This window comes from Candidatus Kuenenia sp. (assembly GCF_027493735.1).
GTDB lineage: Bacteria > Planctomycetota > Brocadiia > Brocadiales > Brocadiaceae > Kuenenia > Kuenenia stuttgartiensis_A.
Window position 1 is genome coordinate 1 of record NZ_JAOSKF010000001.1, and the last position, 20408, is coordinate 20408.

Sequence of the window (20408 nt, forward strand, 5' to 3'; positions counted from 1 at the left end):
TTACGAACTTTACACCACTTAGCCTTCAGCTCAATTGGCCGTACAACTACGGTGCTCTTGAAATTTGTGGGTAAAGATTAGTTTCAAGAGAGAGCGATGGGTGCCAAGCGTTTATGTCAAGCATCTCAAGAGTAGTTAAAAAATCAGGTTCTTCTGCATTCAGGCAAAGATATTGTATCACCGCCGCATCCGAGACCATGATGGCACAGTAAGTTTTTCATACACCATCCTTTCTGGCACAGATACTACGTCAGTGTAAATGTTTTGACAATAGGAAAGATCAGGAGTTGCAAAGAAAAACCTTCTTGAAATCCTTAGTGTAGTGTTCATGAGTAGTTATTCAACAGCGTTGCATATAGGTTTATCAACTATTGAATGAGCGGCCTCGAATAAAGCCTCTGATAGAGTAGGGTGAGGGAATATAGCATTTGATACTTCCTGAACCGTACCTTCTAAAATAGAGTTAAGCGAAAGTCCCCACATCCATTCTCCGACGTGATGACCTATTGCATGCACTCCAAGAATTTCACCATATTTTTCTTCCGAAACAATTTTAACAAAACCATCCAATGATTCTCCTTCAATTATTGCCATACTGTTCGCGGCAAAAGGAAATTTTCCGATTTTCACCTTGTAACCCATTTCCTCCGCCTCTTTTTGTGTAAGACCAATACTCGCTACCTGCGGAAAACTGTAAACAACTCTTGGGATATTTTTACGGTTTATGATGTGCATATCTTTCCCTGTAAGATGCGTTACTGACAAGATGCCTTCATTTATTGCTTTATGCGCAAGAAGCGGCGCTCCCGTAATATCGCCTATTGCATAAACCCCTCTCTGGCTTGTTTCCATGCCTTCATTCGTCCTTAAATATTGTCCGTCAAAATTTAACGACATTTCTTCTATCCCGATATTATCCAGCAGAGGTACTCTTCCGGCAGCCAGTAATAACAAATCCGCATGTAAAAATTCTCTATTACCGGAAATATCGTTAACACCTTTAATCTCTAATTTAACGCCATTCTCTATTTCTACTTTTTCCAAAGAGGTTTGGGTCAAAACATTTACCCCTCTACGTATAAGCAGGTTTTTCACAGTTCCGTTGATTTCTTTATCTTCGGAAGGTAGTATATCTTCCAAAAGTTCCAAAACCGTAACCTCTGTCCCAAATGCATTAAAAAGACAGGCAAATTCAATCCCAACCGCACCTCCACCGACAATAATTATCGATTTTGGAATTTCTTCCCGCAATAGAATATCATCGCTGGTAAGTACATATTTTTTATCATAAGGTATGTTTTTTGGAATGAAAGGAGCAGAACCCGTGGCAAGTATAATATTTTTTACCTTTATTCGGTTTGTTTCTATACCATCGCTGACTATTGAAACTTCCTGATTAGATATGATACGCCCTTCGGCGCTGAAGACATCGACACCATTTTTTTTTAAAAGGGACTGAACTCCCTGAAACAAGCGTTTAACAACATATTCTTTGCGCCGATGTATTAGAGGATAATCGACATTCAAACTGCCGGTAGTGATTCCATATTCACCTGCATTAGCAAACTTTCTGTAAAGTTCCGCAGAGTACAACAGCGTTTTTGTGGGAATACAACCCTTATGCAGACATGTGCCGCCAACTTTCTCTTTTTCGATTAAAGCAGTTTTTAAGCCGGACTGAGCGGCTTTTATTGCCGCAACATAACCGGCAGGCCCACCTCCAATGATTGCAAGATCAAAGGCAGAGTTGCTCACAGGCAATTATTCCTCCTTTTTCCATGCAAATAGTATCACAAAGATAAGGGCTATTGTAACAATCAGAATAAATTTTGGGCTTACATCCGGAATAATTGATTTTTCCATAGATAAAGACAATAATTTGCCTATCATTTCATATCTCCTTTCCTACACGTTTACTTTGTATTAAATATCCAAAAATACCTTGTTTTTATGTGGTGATGCTTTCTACCAGTGGTTTCTTCGATACAGACACAGAATTTGATTTATAATAATCTTTATAATAATCGCCGGAATCATATAATAATCTTAAATTTTCCAATACCTGATCGAATACCTGTTGCCAGTCAGAACCTACCCGAAAAGCAAACATGGAATTTCTGGGATTGTTCGTCGTTTTAATAGAATTTCTAAAACGTTTTCTCAAATTATCTCCTGCATAGATATGATCATAAACATATTGCATTCCTTCTATAAAATCCTCCAATGTCATATCCACCAACCGATGGACAACATGTGCTGTATCATAATATTCCCAATCATCCGGATAGTTTTTCCTGAATATTCTCTTTTCCGAATCCAACCTTTTATACAACTGCGTTTTTGGAAAAGGACAGTTAATGCCGAAAGTCAAAATGTCTATGTTATTTTCCAATATAAAATCGGTCATCCTTTTAAAAGAATCTTTACCGTCTCCGTCAGCCCCAAAAACCACCGAACCCCAGGTGACCAAACCCGCATCATGTATTTTCTGAATACAATCATAATAGCTCTCTGTGCCCAGCTTTAAATTTACCTGTTTATTCATTTTTTCTAAAACGGTTTCATTGGTCGACTCTATGCCCATAAGCATGCCAAAACAACCGCTTTTCGCCATATAATCTAATGTTTCCTTATCCTGCGAAATATTTAAAGCAGTAAACCCTAGCCAATCTTTTTGAAGATTACGCTCAACCATGCCTTTAAAAAGATTTCTCGCTCTTTCATTTGACCGCTTCCCATGTCCGTAAAAATTATCTTCTGCCAGCATGAGTCCCTTATAATCAGTCGCCGCTAACTCTTCCAACACATCTTCATAAGGTCTTTCCCTGAATTTTCTTCCCTGAAATGTAGGAACACTGCAAAAATCACAATAATTCGGGCACCCCTTCGTAGTTACAATAGAAGAAAACTTATAATTATATTTCTTCCTCAGAAACTCTCTGTCAGGGAAAACCCTTTTCATCAAATTCAACGGCGGTAAACCACCATCGTAAACCTTCTTTAACTTTCCTGCTTCAAAGTCTTTTATTACCCGTGGCCAGACTTCCTCTGCCTCACCAATAAAAACAGTGTCCACGTACTTTGAAGCCTCTTCAGGCATTACAGACGCATGTATCCCTCCCATTATTACGGTCATACCTTTCCTTTTACATGCAGTAGCAATCTTGTATGCCCTGGGAGATTGGTAGGTCACTGATGTAATACAAACAAGGTCCACCGGCGCGAAAGTAAGTTCGCCATTATCATCAATTGCCAGTTCGATATTTTCATCAATAACATCAAATTCCCAATCACCAGGCGTAAGGGCCTTAATATAAGCAAGGTTTAACGGCATCTGAACAATTACCGTAATACTCTCTTCTCCATGCCTCCCGGGCTTATGTGGATTAATGAGCATCATTTTTTTCATATTTTTACCTCCAATTCTTCAAAATTAAATTAGCAACACTCCATCCCGAAGAAACAACAGCACATATGCCAGGGCCAGGTCTTGTCCAATGGCCTGCCAAATAAAGGCCGCTAATTGGTGTTGTCGGCGAAAGCCTTTGTTCCCATATTTGATCAACGCTTACTGCCCAGCCATAAGCTGCCCCATTGGTATTTAATGTGTAACGCTCCAGGGTTTTAGGAGTAGCCACCTCTATTATTTCTATATGTTTTTTTATATCAGGTAAATAACTTTCTAGTCTCTCCAAAGTACTTGAAACTATATTTTGTTTGAGCAATTCCCAATCCGTCACATTTTTATAAAATTCTTCCTTCTTATACACTACTATGGAGATTATTTGTTTATTTTGAGGGGAAAGGGCCTGGCATATACTGGTTGGAACAGATATATACATCCACTCACTATCAATAGAGTCAAAATTTGAGCCGGATAAATAAAATCCTCTTTTTAAAGTATTTAAATCTATCCCTTTTCCAATTCCCAGATACAAGAGAAAAAAAGAACAGCTTTCCTTCATTCCTTCAATGTTTTTAAGGTACACCGCATCTACATCATTTCCATCATTCAACAAATGATAAAACGTCTGTCTTGCATCTATATTCGACACAACAACGCTCGAATGTATCTCTTTGTCATCATTTAATTTAACACCGTTAACGGAGGGTCCTTTCTTTAAGATTTTTTTGACTTTGGATGATAACATAACGTGTCCGCCAAAATCAATAAATTTCCTAAAAATTGCATTTGCAAACTCTTGCGTTCCGCCTTTTGGGAAAAAGGCGCCATCTTTAAGATAATTTATCATCATTTGAGACATGGCAATCGCAGATGCTTTCGACGGCGCTAAACCTACATAACCCCACTGCCCAGAAAGAACCATCTTTAACTCACTATCATCAAAAAAATGATCGAGCATCATTCCATAAGTCATGTCTTTGTATTTTTCTATAATCTGACTTTTTTCATTATGAAATGTAGCACGATAAAGCCTTATAAAGTCTTGAAAGAACCACTTAATATTGTCCTTTTCATGTGGATACCTTTTCTGTAAACGTAATAAATATTCGTCTAAGTCGGCAGGAATTTCAATGCTGAATGTTGGAAAAATCAGATTATCCATGGGATCTAAGTGGTAAAAATCCATCTCTATCCCGAGCATTTTAAAACAACGCCCAACAACACTCCATTTACCACAACCACCGATGTGATGAACAGCAGCATCAAAAAGAAATCCTTTTCTTTTAAACGAAGTACAATATCCGCCTGGAATAAAATGCTGTTCAATAAGAAGTGCCTTTTTCCCGCTTTTAGCAAGAAATGCGGCACAAATAAGGCCTGCGATACCCGCTCCAATTACAATTACATCGTAAGAAGGATATAATGTATCGATTTTCGTGGATTGAATATGTGGCTTGATAGGCTTGGTCGATGACATGAAACTTATTTAAACTTTGATACTATCAGGGAAGAGCTATTTCCTAAACGTGAGGATGAATTTATAAGGACATTTTTTACCGGAACAGTCGCCGCTCTTTCAACAACCAAACCTAGGTCGCATTCCGGATCAGGTTCCTTATAATTAATTGTCGGAGGAATAGTATGCGTGTTAAGAGACATCACCGCCGCCACTGTCTGTAAAGCCCCTGATGCGTCAAGACATTCACCTGTCATTGATTTGATAGCAGTCACTGGAATAAGTTTCGCGCGCATACCAAATACTTCTTTTAAAGCCCTTACCTCCATTGCATCGCCATATACTCCGGAATATGCATTAGCAGATATGCAGGAAATATCATGAAGCGTTAATTTTGCATCTTCTAAAGCGCTTCGGATAGCCCTTATGCTGCCGTCTGTCTGGTATTCTTTACTGGTGGACATCTTAGGATCAAAGGCTGTTCCATAACCCCTTACTTCCGCGTAAATATTTGCATTCCTCTTTAACGCATCCTCTAAAGTTTCGAGTATAACCAGCGCAGAGGCTTCTCCCAGGACCATGCCATTACGTCTCTTATCAAAAGGCGCACTAATTTCAAGGGTACCGCTATTACTCCCCGCCAAGATTTTTGAACTATGCGCTCCCCAAAAAATGTCATGGCCTAATCCATAAACTCCTCCTGCAATTACCGCCTTTACCCTTCCCATTCGCAGAAAATCAGATGCATATATAATAGCGTCAATGCTGCTCGTTACCCCGTTAGAAATTGTTGTACTTAAACCTGTTGCCTTGCAAAAAATCGACGCCCGGCTGGCAGGTGCGTTTATTACCGTATTAGGAAAGTCCATCGGATTTACATAGTTTGGACCCTCTCTAAGTGATTGAAAATCAAAAGAACTTATACTGTCAATACTGCCATAAGTAGAGCCTACAACGATGCCTAATTCATCTTCATTGTAAGTATTATTCTCAAGATTAGCATCCTTAATCGCCAGACACGTAGCCGAAGATACCAGAAGGGACGTTCTGTCGATATGGCGAATACCCTTCTTCCCCAAATAAATTTTAGGGTCAAAATCCGTGATCTCTCCTGCCTGTTTACTATTAAAATGAGTTACATCAAATAACGTTACCGGTTTAATCCCGGATACCCCGTTTATTAAATTTTGCCAAAAGTCCTCTTTCGTTTCTCCAAGAGGGGAGATGACAGATATTCCTGTAATTACAATCCTCGTATCGCCCATTTATAAACCTCTTATTTTATACGCTTCAACTTTGGAAATATCGTTCTTAAATATAATTATTTCAATTATTTTTAAAATAAATTTTCTTTACAAACATTCTAATTGGTAAATTTCTTTATTACCAGACAACTGTTATTGCCCCCAAAGGCATGAGCATTGTTCAACGCAATGTTTACCTCTTGTTTTCTCATGACATTGGGCACATAATCCAAATCACATTCAGGATCAGGCGTAACATAATTTATAGTAGGAGGAATAATGTCGTTTTGCACCGCTAAGGCGCAAGCAATTGCTTCTATAACACTGGCAGCACCCATTGTATGCCCTATCATCGATTTTATTGAACTAATTGCCAGATGTTCAGGTTTTTCTCCAAAGACCTTTTTTATTGAAATAGTTTCCGCCTTATCATTTGCAGGAGTGCCGGTACCATGAGCGCTTATGTATTGAACATCTTCAGGCCTGAGGTTTGCGCTCTTTAATGCTTTTATCATTGCAGAAATAACACCTTCGCCATCCGGATGTGGTATGGTAATATGGTAAGCATCGCAACTCAAACCGTAACCAATAATCTCAGCATAAACATTAGCGTTTCTTTTCTCCGCAGACTCCAGCGACTCCAAAACAAGCATTCCCGCACCTTCACCAACCATCATGCCCTTTCTATTTTTATCAAAAGGCTGACAAATTTCTGGCGCTATAGCACCTAAACGGGCAAAACCGGTAAAAGCCACTTTCGAAAAAGGATCAGAACCCCCCGCAACCATAACATCTACTCTTCCAAATCTAATTAAATCGTAAGCATAACCAATAGCATAATTCCCCGCTGCACACGCAGTGGGTATTATCGTATTGGGGCCTTTCAAACCAAATTCAATTGCAATGTTAGCAGGGATATTGTTACAGGGATGCATTAAAAACAAATCAGGGGCTACTTTGTCCTCCCCGTCTCTATGTCTGATATAATTTACTTTCTCTAAGATTTGTATTTCACCGGCAGTTGTCCCGACAGACACCCCCATTCGTTCCAATTCAATTTTAGACAAATCCATTTTAGCATCATCTAACGCAAGTTTCGTAGCCGCTATAGCAAATTGCGAACCCTTGCCTATCTCTTTTAAGACACCATTTTTAATATAATCTGAATAATTAAAATTCTTGACCTCGCACCCTTTGTGTACTCTGTATCCTGAAGTATCTATACATGACACTTCAGATACGCCCGATTCCCCGGCGGTAAGGGCGTTCCAAAAAACATCTTTCCCCGAACCAATGGGAGTTATCATCCCAACACCAGTTATAACGACTCGTTTATCCATATATTAATGCTATTTTAATTAAACCAACGAACTCTTTTCCACAATACCAAAAGTCAAAGCTGCTTTAGCAACGACCTTTTCCTGAACTTTCACAACAGACTGAACTATAGCACCTCTTGAAACAATCTTTTCAACAATCACTTCTATGGTAAGCTGATCACCGGGAACGACGGGTTTTGTAAATCTGGCATTATTGACTGATGCCAATAAAAAAACAGCATCTTCATCGTTTCTGGAAGGAAGACTCTTTCTGAACAAGATTATTGAAGCTTGCGCCATCGCCTCAATGATTAAAACACCAGGCATTATGGCAAAATCAGGGAAATGTCCTACAAAGACAGGTTCATTACCGGAAATGTTTTTTACGCATACGATTCTCTTGCTTTCTTCAAACTCAATCGCTCTATCAATAAATATGAAAGGATATTTTTGAGGAAGAAGAGATCGTATTTCCTCAAAAAGTATCATGTTGAATATCTCTTTCTTTCATTGCACAATGATTTTCGAATAACCAATTTACTTCCCACTCTCTGCCAAAACCGATTTTGTTAAACCAATCGTGGCGCTCAAAGAAGTAATATCTACAAGTTTTTCTTCTGGAATTTGCACTTTAAATTTTTTTTCTATAAGCGCTAAAATCTCAAGCGCCAGAAGAGAATCAATTTCAAGGTCCTGAAAAAAATTCGCATCCCTTTTCTCCCAGATCTCTTTTTCATCCAGCTCTGTAACCTCTGCAACTATTGAGGTTACACCTTTTTCAATCTCTTCGTCGTTCAACCTAGTCCTCCTTATAATATTTTCTCTGTAAAGCCCTAAAAATACCTTAATCTACTGCACACCTAAAGGTGAATCATGGTAGCAGACACAAATTACATTGTCAATAATATTATTTCCTTAATAGGTAAAAAAAGCTATCCACACATCTTATGCCCAAAATATCCAATTTATACAATATTTCTTGCAGGCACAACCCGTTAAGTCTTTATTAAAATTAAAAAAATAACTATGAATGAATATCGGGGTTGTCTCAGGGATATCAGTACCATAAAAATACAGCCACGCAAGGAACATTTAAGCAATGAACCCATAACAAGACGCCTTACTAAATTCCTGTTACTATTAAATTGAATTTATCTTCTTATGAATGTACTATAAAGCCTTTTATAAACTGCTGCAAAACTGAACAAATTTACAGGAGGGTTCGTCTTGGTAACAAAAACACAAAAACTGTCAAAGGAAGGTAGCGCTATAACAAAAGAAAAAACTCATTTGGTTGTACCGAATGATCCTATTATTCCGTTTATCAGCGGAGACGGCACAGGCCCTGATATCTGGAACGCTTCGGTACGGGTGTTTGATGCGGCAGTAAGCATTGCCTATAAAAACAAAAAAAGGGTTCACTGGTTGGAAGTACTGGCAGGAGAAAAGACCTTTAACGAATGTGGTGAATGGTTGCCCGGAGAAACCTTAAAAGCAATAAAAAAATACAAGGTAGCAATCAAGGGGCCTCTTACGACACCCGTTGGAGGTGGAATCCGAAGCCTCAATGTCACACTTCGCCAGGAACTCGATTTATATGCCTGTGTCCGTCCTGTCCGCTATTTTGAAGGTGTTCCCAGTCCTGTTAAATCACCGGAAAAATTAAACGTCATCATTTTTCGTGAAAACACCGAGGATGTTTATGCGGGTATCGAATACAAAAAAGGGTCTCCCGATGCAAAAAAACTCATCGCCTTTATAGAAAAAGAGTTCCGGGTAAAAATCAGAAAAGATTCCGGCATTGGCATTAAGCCGATAAGTGTGACAGGCACAAAGAGGTTAGTAAGGCGTGCAATTCAGTATGCCATTGATAAAAAGCTATGCAGTGTAACCCTGATGCATAAAGGCAACATCATGAAGTACACTGAGGGCGCCTTTTGTGAATGGGGATATGAAGTCGCCAGAGAAGAATTCTCTAAATCGGTAATAACTGAAGAAGAAGTACAAAAAAAATATAACGGTAAAGCACCCAAAAACAAGGTAGTGATAAAAGATAGAATTGCAGATGCAATGTTCCAGCAAGTACTCCTTCGGCCAGATGAATATAGTGTTATTGCCACTCCGAATTTAAACGGCGATTATATCTCCGATGCCTGCGCGGCACAGGTTGGCGGATTAGGCATGGCGCCGGGCGCCAATATTGGCGATAATGCGGCAATCTTCGAAGCGACACATGGTACTGCGCCAAAATATGCCGGAAAGGATATTGTTAATCCAGGCTCAGTAATTTTATCAGGAGTTATGATGTTTGAACACCTTGGATGGGATAAAGCGGCAATGTTAATTATAACGGCATTAGAAAAAACCATTCGGCAAAAAACGGTAACCTATGATTTGGAACGGCAAATGGACGGCGCTCAATTGCTGAAATGTTCAGAGTTCGCAGACAGAATAATCGCTAACATGTCATGATTTTCCCATAACCTTTTCAAGTGTTTTGATATATTTTCGTTCCTTACAAAGAGTCTTTATTCCGGTCGTATTATCAAGGCATGCGGGAGGGTTTTTTGTTTTTATTCTGTCCAATGGTTTTTGATTTTGTTTCATTCAGAGTACGGTACTACTCAGGTGTGACCATGAATCATTTGTTGTTATAAAAGTCTATAAATTCAGGACAAGAGAATTACCCTAAAGAAGTGTATATGATATAGCTGGGATTCCCTGTCTTTATTGTGGTGGATTCGCTGCCGCTTAATCCCCCCTACACAGCAGGTCTTCAGGGTCAGCATGCGTTAATCTTGCTGAAGGCGTGATAAAATGTAGATATAAGGCGGTATTTGTTAATAAATTAACCGCTTGCAGAATAAGAAGCGGCAGAAACATAAACAGGGTTGGAGTTTGCATTGAAGTGTAGGTATATTAACAACGAAACATTTAAAATGTTGGACGAAAGGGATTGGCATATTTTTGCAAAGCTTATTACGCGATGAAACGAAAAACAGACTCATTCTGCAAAGTTAACGGATCCCTCTCCCACCTCCTGTTCTCTCCTCCTTCGTCCCTCTATTTTTCATTTGCTTTCTTACACTGGCATTCATATAGTATCGGCAGGCTGTTCTTCAAAAAGTTCCACCTCTTCTGGCATCGTAACTTCTCAATAAGTTGAGGTAAACACCCCCCCTTACTTCATTAATAGGGAATACTGTGCTGTCAGCAATCGGCAATCGGCAAATTGCAGACTGTAGACTGTAGGCTGTAGACTGTAGAAACTATTATAAAAACCTCAACTTATTGAGAGGTTACCCAGCATCTAACCTTGATCGGAATTTCTATGTTCGAAAGGTTTCGGGCTGTAAGATTCAGGTTCACCATCTGCGCTAAATACCAAATACGCTTTCCCGCATATAAAGGCGCCGTATTCTGCGGCGGCTTTGGATATGCCTTTAGACTTGTAGTATGCGTAATCAAGAGCAAAGAATGCGATGAATGTCTCTTAAAGCAGAAGTGCATTTACTCCTATATCTTTGAGACCCCTCCTCAACCATTGCCCATGCGCATATAACGGTATTGGCCTATCATATGCCTGCCGGGATATTAAAGAAGCTAAGAACCGTGGGGATTCATCATACGTGGAATACGATCTGTAATATCCTTGCTACACACATAAGGGTAACAACTACCATGAACACAGAGGATGGCCACGTTATTGATGTCAGAACCTGCACAACACCCACGGAAGAGCAACACATGATTTATAATAATCTTCATATGAAACATACACCGCCAGGCAGAAAATATATAAAATCACCTATTAAAACTCAAAGATGTAGTGTAGAAAAATGAAGTACTAAAATTGCAACTTATTGGTGTTACAAAAGATATGGTTTTTACTTGTTGAACTTGGATCAATAGGATTTTTCCTTATAAAAATCAATAACAACATAACTCAATAATATTTATCATCCTTTTTTTAACAACAGTATGATAAAATACAGTACTTACCCACCGTAAATTATAATCAGTATAATTGCTTATTGAAAAGGAGTGTAGTATGGCAAAGGAAAAATTACCTAAACAGTTTCTTCAAATTAAAAAACGACATGAAAAATATTTCGATGCCGTTGAGGAGCTTGGCAAGGTTGTTAAACAGGAGGGTCCCCTGGACGAAAAGACTGCACAACTAATTCAACTTGCAACTGCTGCAACTGAACGCTCCGAGGGCGCTGTTCATAGTCATGTAAGAAGGGCACTTGAAGCAGGGGTAACACCGGAGGAGATATATCATACAATGATTCTCGTCACCAGTACCATTGGATTTCCGAACGTTGTTGCTGCATTAAGCTGGGCAGACGATATTATACAAAATAAAAAAGGATAATTCAGAGATAATTCAAGGGACACCATACTTAATTCACGGCAACGTCAAAGTCACCCTACGAAAGACGCGGATCAAGAATTTGTGCCAAAAGCTCCCGTCAATAAGTGGAGAAGAAAGTAAAAAACGATAGAATTCCCATATAAATCTGCAGAAATGAGCAAAACAAGCAAAATGTAACGGGAGTATCCCTGTGGTAACGAAAGAGATAGTAAAAAAATAAAGGCTTTTTTTTGTTCTCTACATTACAAGCGAAGCATTTGAAGTGCAAGAAAAGGTCTTGCCGCAAAATTTCTGAGCGTCTTTGCAATATTTGGTACATTGAGAAAATGAAACAGCCCAACCACAAGGTTCTTCAAAGAAGCCATTGCCCTTGGGGCATTTTGTGTGCGTATTTGAGAATGGTCTTCACGGAAGGAGGTATCACGCACATAATGAAGTCCATTTTCTATTGACCAGTGTCCGCGGGAAAACTTAAGAATGGTTTTGGGACTTGCTTTTTGTTGTGTCAGGCTGGTAATACCGTAAACAATTTCCTCGGTCTTTTTGCCGGTCTTGACTTTTGTAAATATTCTATGAATGCAAAATACCTGCTTAACGTAGGGGAAATCAAGTTATTCGTTTAATTCGGTGCTGGTCCAAATCCTGCGGATTTCAATGCGGCCATGGCCTTTTTCAATTGTTTCGTGCTGAGGGGGGAAAAGAACTGAGATTCAGTTCCTTGATGGCTTGTTTTATGGTTTTTTGATTATCTTTCACCGTGAATATATATTCTGCCTTTTTGTCTTCTACCAGATAACGGGCGGTTTCCTTTTGCGCATGTAAGGCATCGAAAGTAACGACACGGTCTTTTATGTCTAAATCATCAAACAATACCGGAACCATCGGTATTTCGTTTGTTTTGCGGTCTACCTGAGTTTGTGCGAGAACTATACCCTGTTTATGAAGAAAAGCGGCAAGCAAATGTACCTGTTTGCCGTCAGGCTGTCTTGCACCGCAAAGGGTTTTCCCGTCAACCGCAATGGGCAGGCTTTTATCACCTACAGATTGAAACCAACGCGAGAGGACTTTATCAACTGCTTCTGCATCCACCTGCTGTAAGAAACGCCTGATGGTAGGTTCACTCGGTGGTTCGTATCGTTTCGTTTTTGTATTATAACGGCAGGAGAGACGTTTTAGCATATTTTGCGGACAACGCTTTGCCCACTCTGCAATGGCGGCAAAGCTCCAGGCATTGCAGATGATAGCACAGATAGAAATTGCCAGGATAGAACGTTTCCTGTGGCGAACGCCTCTGGGCATGCGATGTTCAGGGATTTGCTGCAATAATTCGTCAAGAAATTCCGCATCTTTTAAAGATAATTTCATAGGCTTTGTCTCCTTTCTTAATTGTATGGTAAGATTAAGGTTGTTAAGTTGTTTTTGGACTTGTGCTTTCAATGAGCGAACAAAGACCATCTTTGGCTTATTGTGCAGAAGATAGCCTTGTGATGATCTGGCAAAACCGGTTGAATGTCCTAAAAAATCCATCCTGCGGCCTTATAGCAGACGCCTTTAAAAAAACGAGGATCGACAAAGGTCTCCACAAGCCAGATTGGATGCCCATAGACCTTAGTCCAGTCTTGTGATAAGCGCTTAAGGTTAAGAGAAAGAATACGGGAGGCAAGGTTTGGTACGTGTATCTGAGGAAGGATCAGGAAACGTGAGTTGTTTGCTATGAGTTTCAGTCGTTGCGATTTTAAAAATGGCGGCCATCCAATCCACTTATCGCGAACGGTACATTTTAATGCTGCGGCAGCCCAGCCGATCAAGGCAAGCCATTGTCCCTGTGATTCCGCTACGTAGCGAATTGATTCTCCTACGAGAGAACGAAATCCAAGGTAATGATGCTGGCGCATCAGTGTGTCCCAATTTGCCTGGTCGTTTTGTGAAACAGGACGAACGGTAATTGAATGAAGTAGTTCGTTGTGTGTGTTATCGATTGGTGTTGTATGCTGGTTCATGCCCTATAATATAAAATATTTTAGGGGGAATATCCACGTTTTTTTACATATCTTTGTATTTTATGTGCTTATGGAAAACTTTGACAGCGTCATGGTTGTTCGATGTGCGTGCTAATTTCGTGCTAAAATCAATCAAAAATGATAGAATTGATGTATGCCAACAATATCTTAATTTTCAAGGAAAAGCGGGAAACCAGCCCAATATCAATGACTTAAGAACTTTTAATATTTCATATTTACAAATTCAAACAGATACAAATGCTATAGAAGTAAATATCAATATAATTTGGTATATTTTAATTGTTAATTAAAATATTTATTGCTAATTCTACTTTTATTTTTTTGTTTAAAAATATTTCTTGAGGAGCTATTTTAAATTTGACATATGCAATAGAATTAAACTCATTCAATAAACTAAGAAATGAGCTTGGTGATTCTTTTGTCATTTTTTGTGGTTGCGGAATTTCTTTGTTAGGAAATGGGATTGAAAAAAATTTTCTACCATCAGTTTCTGACTTTTCAAAGCACTTCTTTTATAATTTAAAACTATTTTTAGAATTAGAAGATGCAGAAAAATCACCTTCATACTATGATAGATTGTTAGCCAAGTACTCGTATGAATTAGCGGAAGGAGTATATGTTTCTCTTCGTATAAATACTAAATTCGAAGATCTTTTATATCGTATTCAAGTTTCCTTTATTTCAAAAGACGTTGGTTCTCCAGATTCCTCTATTAATGCGTTTGAACAACCATCGAAAGAAAAGCCAAGTGTTATTGATTCTTTAATAAGAGCTGTATTTAAATGCAAAGAAAAACAATTTAACTCAAACCATTCGGCGATTAGCTTTCTACTTGAGAAAAAGAAGGCAAGCGCTGTTATTACAACTAATTTTGATAATGCCATTGAATTGTGTAACAATAGCATCCGATTATTAATTCATTCTCAACCATTAAATAATTTAGAAAACGAACCATACATACTTAAGCTTCATGGAGATGTTTTTCAGGGTAAGATCAAAGCAACTTCTCCTGCTTTAATAAAAGGAAAATATCTTGAAGAGTACAACTATATCGAAAAACTGCTTAATAATAAAGTAGTTCTTGTCGTCGGCTACAGTGGATATGGCGATATTGATATTTCGCCTCACTTAAGAAACTTAAATAATACTTGTGCGAAATTAATCTGGGTTGTAAAAAAGGTGAGAGACCACCAGATTTCACTAAATATTGGATTAGAACTAATCTTACATCTGAAGATACAAAAGATAATTGGTTACTCAAATTAGGTGCTGAATATGGATGGAAACGTAGCACAAATTCCCAAAATCCTGAGTGGGAAAAAAACTTTAAAGATTGGTTCAGTGAAATTTCTTTAGAAAATCTTAGAAACTCTACTTATATTATGTTTGATAAAGGGAGGGGTTATGAGGGGAGGGGTTATTGCAGGATGGCCTTCCTTGCATATTCAATATATACGCGAATTATCCTATAATAGTAGTAAAAATACTATAACAAAACTTACGCCACTACTATATTGGGATATAGCAAATGCTCTTTTAAGTGTATCTGCCTATTGCTCTGCAATGCAATATTTAGAAAAAATTAACGTAAACGACAATCTTAACAATGAGTCCTCAAAAATCACTTGTCTAAAAGGCTTTACTTATTGGCGCCTTGGAAAATTGGACGATGCAATAAAAACTCTAGAACCAATTGTTCTTGATCCTCCATTGCTACTTGACAGAAGAGAATTGGCAATTATAACACGCCTTTATCTTGAGATAGCACGTGATATAATACGAAGCAATACTCCTCATTGCAAACGCTTGAAAAAAGAACACGTTATTGAGAAACAAACCAATTTTGAAAAAATATTTAGCGATTTCTCTCGCCTTAGTTCTGAATCTGCTGAATATGATTCCTTCGAAGATGGGTTTTTGAGTGAAATTATTATTTTAGACATTGAACGATTGCAAGGCAAAAAAATAGCTGTTAACAAAATACAAGAAGTCTATAAACAAGCATGTTATTGTCAAAGCTGGAACGCCGCTGATGCGGCAGCTCGTGTTCTAATTTCTGTTGATTTTTTTTCAGGTATAAAAGCACTTATAAATACTAACCGCACTTATATACGTCAACGCCACTATAAAAGAATTCGAAAGGGAATTGCTGCTTTTTTCTATAAATGTTTCAAGCGCCCTTACATTCTTGATCTTCTGGATGGTTCTGCCGGTGCGAAACTTGGTGTATGTATCCGCGAATTAAGATGTAAGAGAAAATTGCGGCAATGGGAGCATTTTTATAAAGAAAAGAAAATTATTTGTGCGGCGGATGGGTTTGTCAAGACCATTTATTGCTGTTTTGTAGATGCATTGCTTTGTTTAATTAAAAAAATCAAAAAATATCTAAACCATGAATAGATATTTTTTAATCCTATACATCTCCTTTGGCCTGTGTCTTGATGGAAAATTAATTTCTTTATTTATTTATTTTATAATGGACGGGCTTTTTCAGACCAGTAGTTAAGATGCTTTTTTGGTAAGATAGGTAATGGAAAGGGAGGTCTGAAAAATGAGAAAGAGTTTTGATGCAGAATACATGGCAAAGGTGGCATTGGATGCAATCAGGGAGGAAAAGACGCTGGCAGAATTGTCATCACAGTACGAAGTCCATAAGACACAAATAGCAAAGTGGCGGAAACGAGCGATAGAAGGATTAGGAGGGATATTTCAGGGAAAGGAGGCGAAGACTATCGGAGAAAAGAAGAAGGTAATAGATGAGTTGTACCGGCAAATAGGGCAATTGAAGGTGGAGAACGAATGGCTTAAAAAAAAGCTAGACAGATTGAGCGTTGATGAAAAAAACAAGACGGTTTAACATAAGGCCTCGCCGAAGCGGACATTCTCTCGTTCTCAAGCTCCACAGACTGGGGCAAATGAAACTTTGTTGCCTCAAAAGGGAGAAATGCTTGTTGTGAAATAGGATAAAATTGCACATTTGACCCAGTCTGTTCTGTTTGGGAACGAGTGGTGCTTCGATAGTTTAATAGATTACGCTGAATAGTTACCAGTTAAACAGGATCACCTGTTGAATAATGTCCGCCGGGTAAATAATAAATGCGTATTTATCTTTTATTCGGTATTATTGTTTTTTATAATCGATGAGCGTGAAACGGAATACGAAAATAGATAGACCTTGTTGTTTACAATTTTCTTTATTTCGAAAGGAGGCATTGCTGTATTATTTTAGATTATAAATCAAGTATATTTCTCAAGGAGATTTATTTATGAAAAAATATTTCTACATAAACAGGACAACCATCTTTTTTATTACTTGCATTAGCATCTTTTGCGTAAGCGCTGCTTCCTGGGCAAGCTGTGGAGTATGCGGCAGTGATGCCAGCCGTCCGCCACATAAGCACGAAATAAAAGAAGAAGGGCAGGAAGGGGTTGCAAAAGATCCCATTTGCGGAATGGAAGTTAAGGATTTGAAAAATTCCCCTTCAGCAGAATTCAAAGGGGAGGTATATTACTTCTGTTCAGAACAGTGTAAGAAAGTTTTTAACGAGAGAACCGGACAGTAATACATTCTCTCATTTTTACCCTGTTTGAATCATCTCCAAATTGATTCATCGTCATGTATGACCAACAAAAACAGGCTGGATATAATATCCAGCCTGTTTTTGTTTATCCTATCGGGTAACTATTCAGCGTAAACATTACACCTCACCTTCATTTACTTTTAACGTTGCATTTTCTCAATATGGTATTTATAATATCCACTCATATCAATAAACATCTCTATTGGGATAGCGTGCTTTTTTCTTTCTTTGTCACACACCAAATAACTCATAAATATTACCCCGCTCTTAAATCAAAAAACGGGTAATTTACTTTATCTCTACCGCAAAATATTTTTAAAAGAAGATCAGGAGAAAGGCGCATGAACGGAATTACGTGCAGAAATATTTTTTTGTATAGTATTGTTTTAATTTGTGTTTCATTTATTTCGGCTATTGCCCCAACAAACAATACAATTGCCTCTGATTGTAAGCCCAAGTCTATGCAAACTAACCCGGAAAAGACACTTACCATCAAAAAAGGCAAGAGCGGCAATGTCATTCTAAGGTTAAAATGCAAGGACGACAGCCCGGCTTCCGGTGTTGCCATAGAGACGAAAGTATTAAAAGGCAACAAAAACATATCCTTTTCTCCAAAAAGTGCGGTAACAGACGAAAATGGCAAAGCCGTGTTTACTATCACGGGAGATAAGAAGACAGAAACGGAAAATGCCGAAATCAAATTCAAGGCAGACAAACTTAGCACTACGCTAGAGATAAAGGTTCAGGCTGAAGAATGCAAGTTGGATACTATAAAGACAAATCCTGAGAACAAAGTAACACTTTTCGTAGGGCAAAGCAGCGATATAACCGTCAGGTTAAAATGCAACAATGGAAGTCCCGCGGTTGATGTTAAAGTGGATGCCATCATACAGAAGGGCAGTAATAGCATAAAACTTTCCTCTTCCAGCGCATTAACCGATGAAAGCGGCAAAGCCGTCTTTACCGTTTCCGGTATAAGTAAAACGAAGAAAGATGCACCTACCATCAAATTTTCCGCAGATGATATTAAAACAATTCTCGAGGTAAAGGTTAAAACAGAAGCAGAAAAAGACACAGAAGCCGGTTCTGAAGAAGAAACCGTTGCCGCTTCCCTGGTGAAAGAAGAAGGTGAGGAGTCATCTAACGAAGAAATAGTTGATGAATCCATATCCACTGATGAAGTTGAAGTTGAGGGCACTTCTCTAACGGAAGAGAAAACCTCCGCAGACACCGCTAAAACAACATCAGCAGAGGAAACTACAGAAATAACAACTCCATGCAAACCAAAAACAGTAATAACGCTTCCCGATAAAAAATTAACCCTGGAAAAAGGCAAAAATGCCAGCATTACCGTTAAAGTAAAGTGCAAGGACGATAGTCCGGCAGAGGGCGTTAAACTAGAAGCCGAGGTAATAAAAGGCAAGAAATATATAACGCTTACTCCCAAAAGCGCTGAAACAGATAAAAATGGAAAGGCAGTTTTTGCTGTGTCCGGTGATATGAAAACCGATACAGAGCCAGCAGAAATTAAATTCAAGGCTGAAAAACTCAGCGCTAAACTAGAGGTAAAGGTTCAGGCAGAGGCATGCAGTCTTGGCAGTTTAACAACAAATCCTGATAAAAAGCTTAAACTCAAAGAAGGAGAAAGCAGCGAAGTAACAGTCAAGGCAAAATGTAAAAACGGAAGCCCCGCAGTGGACGCTAAGATTGATGCAATTGTCCAAAAGGATGGCAACAAGGTAAAGATTTCATCTACTGCAATTTTGACAGATGAAGCAGGTAAGGCAGTATTTACAGTAACAGGCGCAAGGAAAACATCAAAAAAAGACAATATTAGCATAAAGTTTTCCTCTGGCGATTTACAATCAATACTTGACGTTAATGTTGACTAGAAAGAAACTTACGAGACGGTTACGGGTTGGTAAGCAACATTCGTTAGACAATTATTTTTACACAAAAAAAGCATGGACAATTCAATACTGTCCATGCTTTTTTCTTTGATTATAGTCTGATATTCTAAATCTTTTTCTATGAGGTGATTTTTGTATTCCCCTGTTTGAGAGGGGCTGGATCATTCTCTTGTTTAGAGAAGGGGTCAAAACTATTACAAAAGAAGTTTTTACAGGGTAATACTCTATGGAACATTGGACGGAATACACGCGATTTTTGACAGCCCTCATGGTAATACTGGACCCTTTTGCGGCTATTCCCATATTTTTAAGCCTAACGCAGGGATACAGCCAATCACAAAGAGCACGGGTCGTGCTTGTTACCATAATAACGGTAGCACTTGTCCTCATTTCCTCTGCCATTAGCGGTGAATCATTATTAAAGACTTTTGGCACAAGCCTTGCCTCTTTTAGAGTCGGTGGCGGCATTGTATTGTTTATAATGGCATTGGCAATGCTAAGAGCGCAGGCCGATAAAGTGAAAACAAGCCCCACTGAAGAGGCAGCGGCAGAGAACAAGGCGACAATTGCCGTCGTTCCCCTTGCCATTCCGCTGCTAGCCGGTCCCGGCTCGATAAGTACTGTTATAATAGAAATGCACCGTTCTTCCGCCACTTATCACGGGGCGCTGGTCATACTATGTATTCTTATCACCTGCATACTGCTCTGGATAGTTCTTCGCCTTGCAAGCCCTATAGGCAGGGCATTAGGCCCGATAGGACGCAATATCCTTAATCGTTTATTTGGTTTGATTCTAACCGCAATCGCAATAGAAATTATAGCAAACGGGCTGCGTGAATTATTCCCTTCGCTCGCATAATTTCAGTTTTACAGTGTAGGGGTGAGGCATTTACCAGTTGGGGTATGCACTTATTTATGACAATTTATAGTAATTGCTTAGCCCCTACGCTGTGCGGCAAACATCGCTATTATTGGAATTTTTCAAAAAATAAATTGTTACTTTTTATCGATTCTGCAAATGCAATCAATAATGAAGTTTTCTTTCACTGTAATAATTTTGCTTATAAGTGTTTGTTCCGCTGCATATGGAGAT

The 20408-nt window shown here is 38.7% G+C and carries 19 protein-coding genes; 9 read left to right on the plus strand and 10 right to left on the minus strand.

Translation table 11 applies throughout. The features are described 5' to 3' along the window. Positions 1-336: 336 nt before the first annotated feature. From lpdA to M5U24_RS00040, 8 genes are all read right to left on the minus strand, one after another. Positions 337-1755 carry a dihydrolipoyl dehydrogenase gene (gene lpdA, locus M5U24_RS00005; protein ID WP_157820702.1) on the minus strand — a complete coding sequence of 473 codons (1419 nt, stop codon included), beginning with the start codon at positions 1753-1755 and terminating at the stop codon, positions 337-339. A 6-nt stretch (positions 1756-1761) separates the two neighbouring features. Next, a complete protein-coding gene (locus tag M5U24_RS00010; protein WP_261341070.1) occupies positions 1762-1890 on the minus strand; it encodes a hypothetical protein in 129 nt (42 codons plus the stop codon). A 58-nt stretch (positions 1891-1948) separates the two neighbouring features. Continuing rightward, a complete protein-coding gene (locus M5U24_RS00015; RefSeq protein WP_099326474.1) occupies positions 1949-3409 on the minus strand; it encodes a radical SAM protein in 1461 nt (486 codons plus the stop codon). A 4-nt stretch (positions 3410-3413) separates the two neighbouring features. Continuing rightward, positions 3414-4883 carry an NAD(P)/FAD-dependent oxidoreductase gene (locus tag M5U24_RS00020; RefSeq protein ID WP_164994875.1) on the minus strand — a complete coding sequence of 490 codons (1470 nt, stop codon included), beginning with the start codon at positions 4881-4883 and terminating at the stop codon, positions 3414-3416. 5 nt (positions 4884-4888) lie between these two features. Next, positions 4889-6127, minus strand: coding sequence for a beta-ketoacyl-[acyl-carrier-protein] synthase family protein (locus tag M5U24_RS00025; RefSeq protein ID WP_099326472.1), 1239 nt, complete (start codon positions 6125-6127; stop codon positions 4889-4891). Between the two features lie 98 nt (positions 6128-6225). Then, positions 6226-7446 carry a beta-ketoacyl-[acyl-carrier-protein] synthase family protein gene (locus M5U24_RS00030; RefSeq protein WP_099326471.1) on the minus strand — a complete coding sequence of 407 codons (1221 nt, stop codon included), beginning with the start codon at positions 7444-7446 and terminating at the stop codon, positions 6226-6228. Between the two features lie 18 nt (positions 7447-7464). Further along, the gene (fabZ, locus tag M5U24_RS00035) at positions 7465-7914 is read right to left on the minus strand and encodes a 3-hydroxyacyl-ACP dehydratase FabZ (RefSeq protein ID WP_099326470.1); all 450 of its coding nucleotides are present in this window, start codon (positions 7912-7914) and stop codon (positions 7465-7467) included. Between the two features lie 48 nt (positions 7915-7962). Then, complete coding sequence (locus M5U24_RS00040; RefSeq protein ID WP_099326469.1) at positions 7963-8223, minus strand: phosphopantetheine-binding protein; 261 nt, start codon at positions 8221-8223, stop codon at positions 7963-7965. A gap of 429 nt (positions 8224-8652) precedes the next feature. Between M5U24_RS00040 and icd the strand changes: the two genes are divergently transcribed. From icd to M5U24_RS00055, 3 genes are all read left to right on the plus strand, one after another. Next, positions 8653-9897 (plus strand): isocitrate dehydrogenase (NADP(+)), encoded by a 1245-nt coding sequence (gene icd / locus M5U24_RS00045; RefSeq protein ID WP_205713392.1) that lies wholly within the window; start codon positions 8653-8655, stop codon positions 9895-9897. Between the two features lie 1095 nt (positions 9898-10992). Further along, entirely contained in the window at positions 10993-11268 is a 276-nt protein-coding gene (locus tag M5U24_RS00050; protein ID WP_157820701.1) for a hypothetical protein, read from the plus strand. Positions 11269-11476: 208 nt separating this feature from the next. Next, on the plus strand, positions 11477-11803 hold the full coding sequence (locus tag M5U24_RS00055) for a carboxymuconolactone decarboxylase family protein (protein WP_099326468.1): 327 nt from the start codon (positions 11477-11479) through the stop codon (positions 11801-11803). A gap of 672 nt (positions 11804-12475) precedes the next feature. Here M5U24_RS00055 and M5U24_RS00060 read toward each other — a convergent pair. Together M5U24_RS00060 and M5U24_RS00065 are read right to left on the minus strand one after the other, a co-directional pair. After that, positions 12476-13330 carry an ISAs1 family transposase gene (locus M5U24_RS00060; RefSeq protein ID WP_298201247.1) on the minus strand — a complete coding sequence of 285 codons (855 nt, stop codon included), beginning with the start codon at positions 13328-13330 and terminating at the stop codon, positions 12476-12478. Continuing rightward, a complete protein-coding gene (locus tag M5U24_RS00065) occupies positions 13318-13803 on the minus strand; it encodes a Druantia anti-phage system protein DruA (RefSeq protein ID WP_298201249.1) in 486 nt (161 codons plus the stop codon). Before M5U24_RS00065 ends, M5U24_RS00060 begins: the two co-directional genes overlap by 13 nt. Before the next feature lie 378 nt (positions 13804-14181). Between M5U24_RS00065 and M5U24_RS00070 the strand changes: the two genes are divergently transcribed. The 6 genes from M5U24_RS00070 (at position 14182) to M5U24_RS00095 (ending at position 20174) form a co-directional block, all read left to right on the plus strand. Continuing rightward, positions 14182-15090 carry an SIR2 family protein gene (locus M5U24_RS00070; protein ID WP_298201250.1) on the plus strand — a complete coding sequence of 303 codons (909 nt, stop codon included), beginning with the start codon at positions 14182-14184 and terminating at the stop codon, positions 15088-15090. Positions 15091-15228: 138 nt separating this feature from the next. Further along, positions 15229-16224, plus strand: a complete 996-nt coding sequence (locus tag M5U24_RS00075) for a hypothetical protein (protein WP_298201252.1) — start codon at positions 15229-15231, stop codon at positions 16222-16224. A gap of 151 nt (positions 16225-16375) precedes the next feature. Next, complete coding sequence (locus M5U24_RS00080) at positions 16376-16681, plus strand: hypothetical protein (RefSeq protein WP_099326463.1); 306 nt, start codon at positions 16376-16378, stop codon at positions 16679-16681. Between the two features lie 409 nt (positions 16682-17090). After that, positions 17091-17387: a YHS domain-containing protein gene (locus M5U24_RS00085; RefSeq protein ID WP_099326462.1), complete on the plus strand. Its 297-nt coding sequence runs from the start codon at positions 17091-17093 to the stop codon at positions 17385-17387. Between the two features lie 359 nt (positions 17388-17746). After that, complete coding sequence (locus tag M5U24_RS00090) at positions 17747-19297, plus strand: hypothetical protein (protein WP_099326461.1); 1551 nt, start codon at positions 17747-17749, stop codon at positions 19295-19297. A gap of 244 nt (positions 19298-19541) precedes the next feature. Continuing rightward, complete coding sequence (locus tag M5U24_RS00095; RefSeq protein WP_099326460.1) at positions 19542-20174, plus strand: MarC family protein; 633 nt, start codon at positions 19542-19544, stop codon at positions 20172-20174. Positions 20175-20408: the final 234 nt, after the last annotated feature.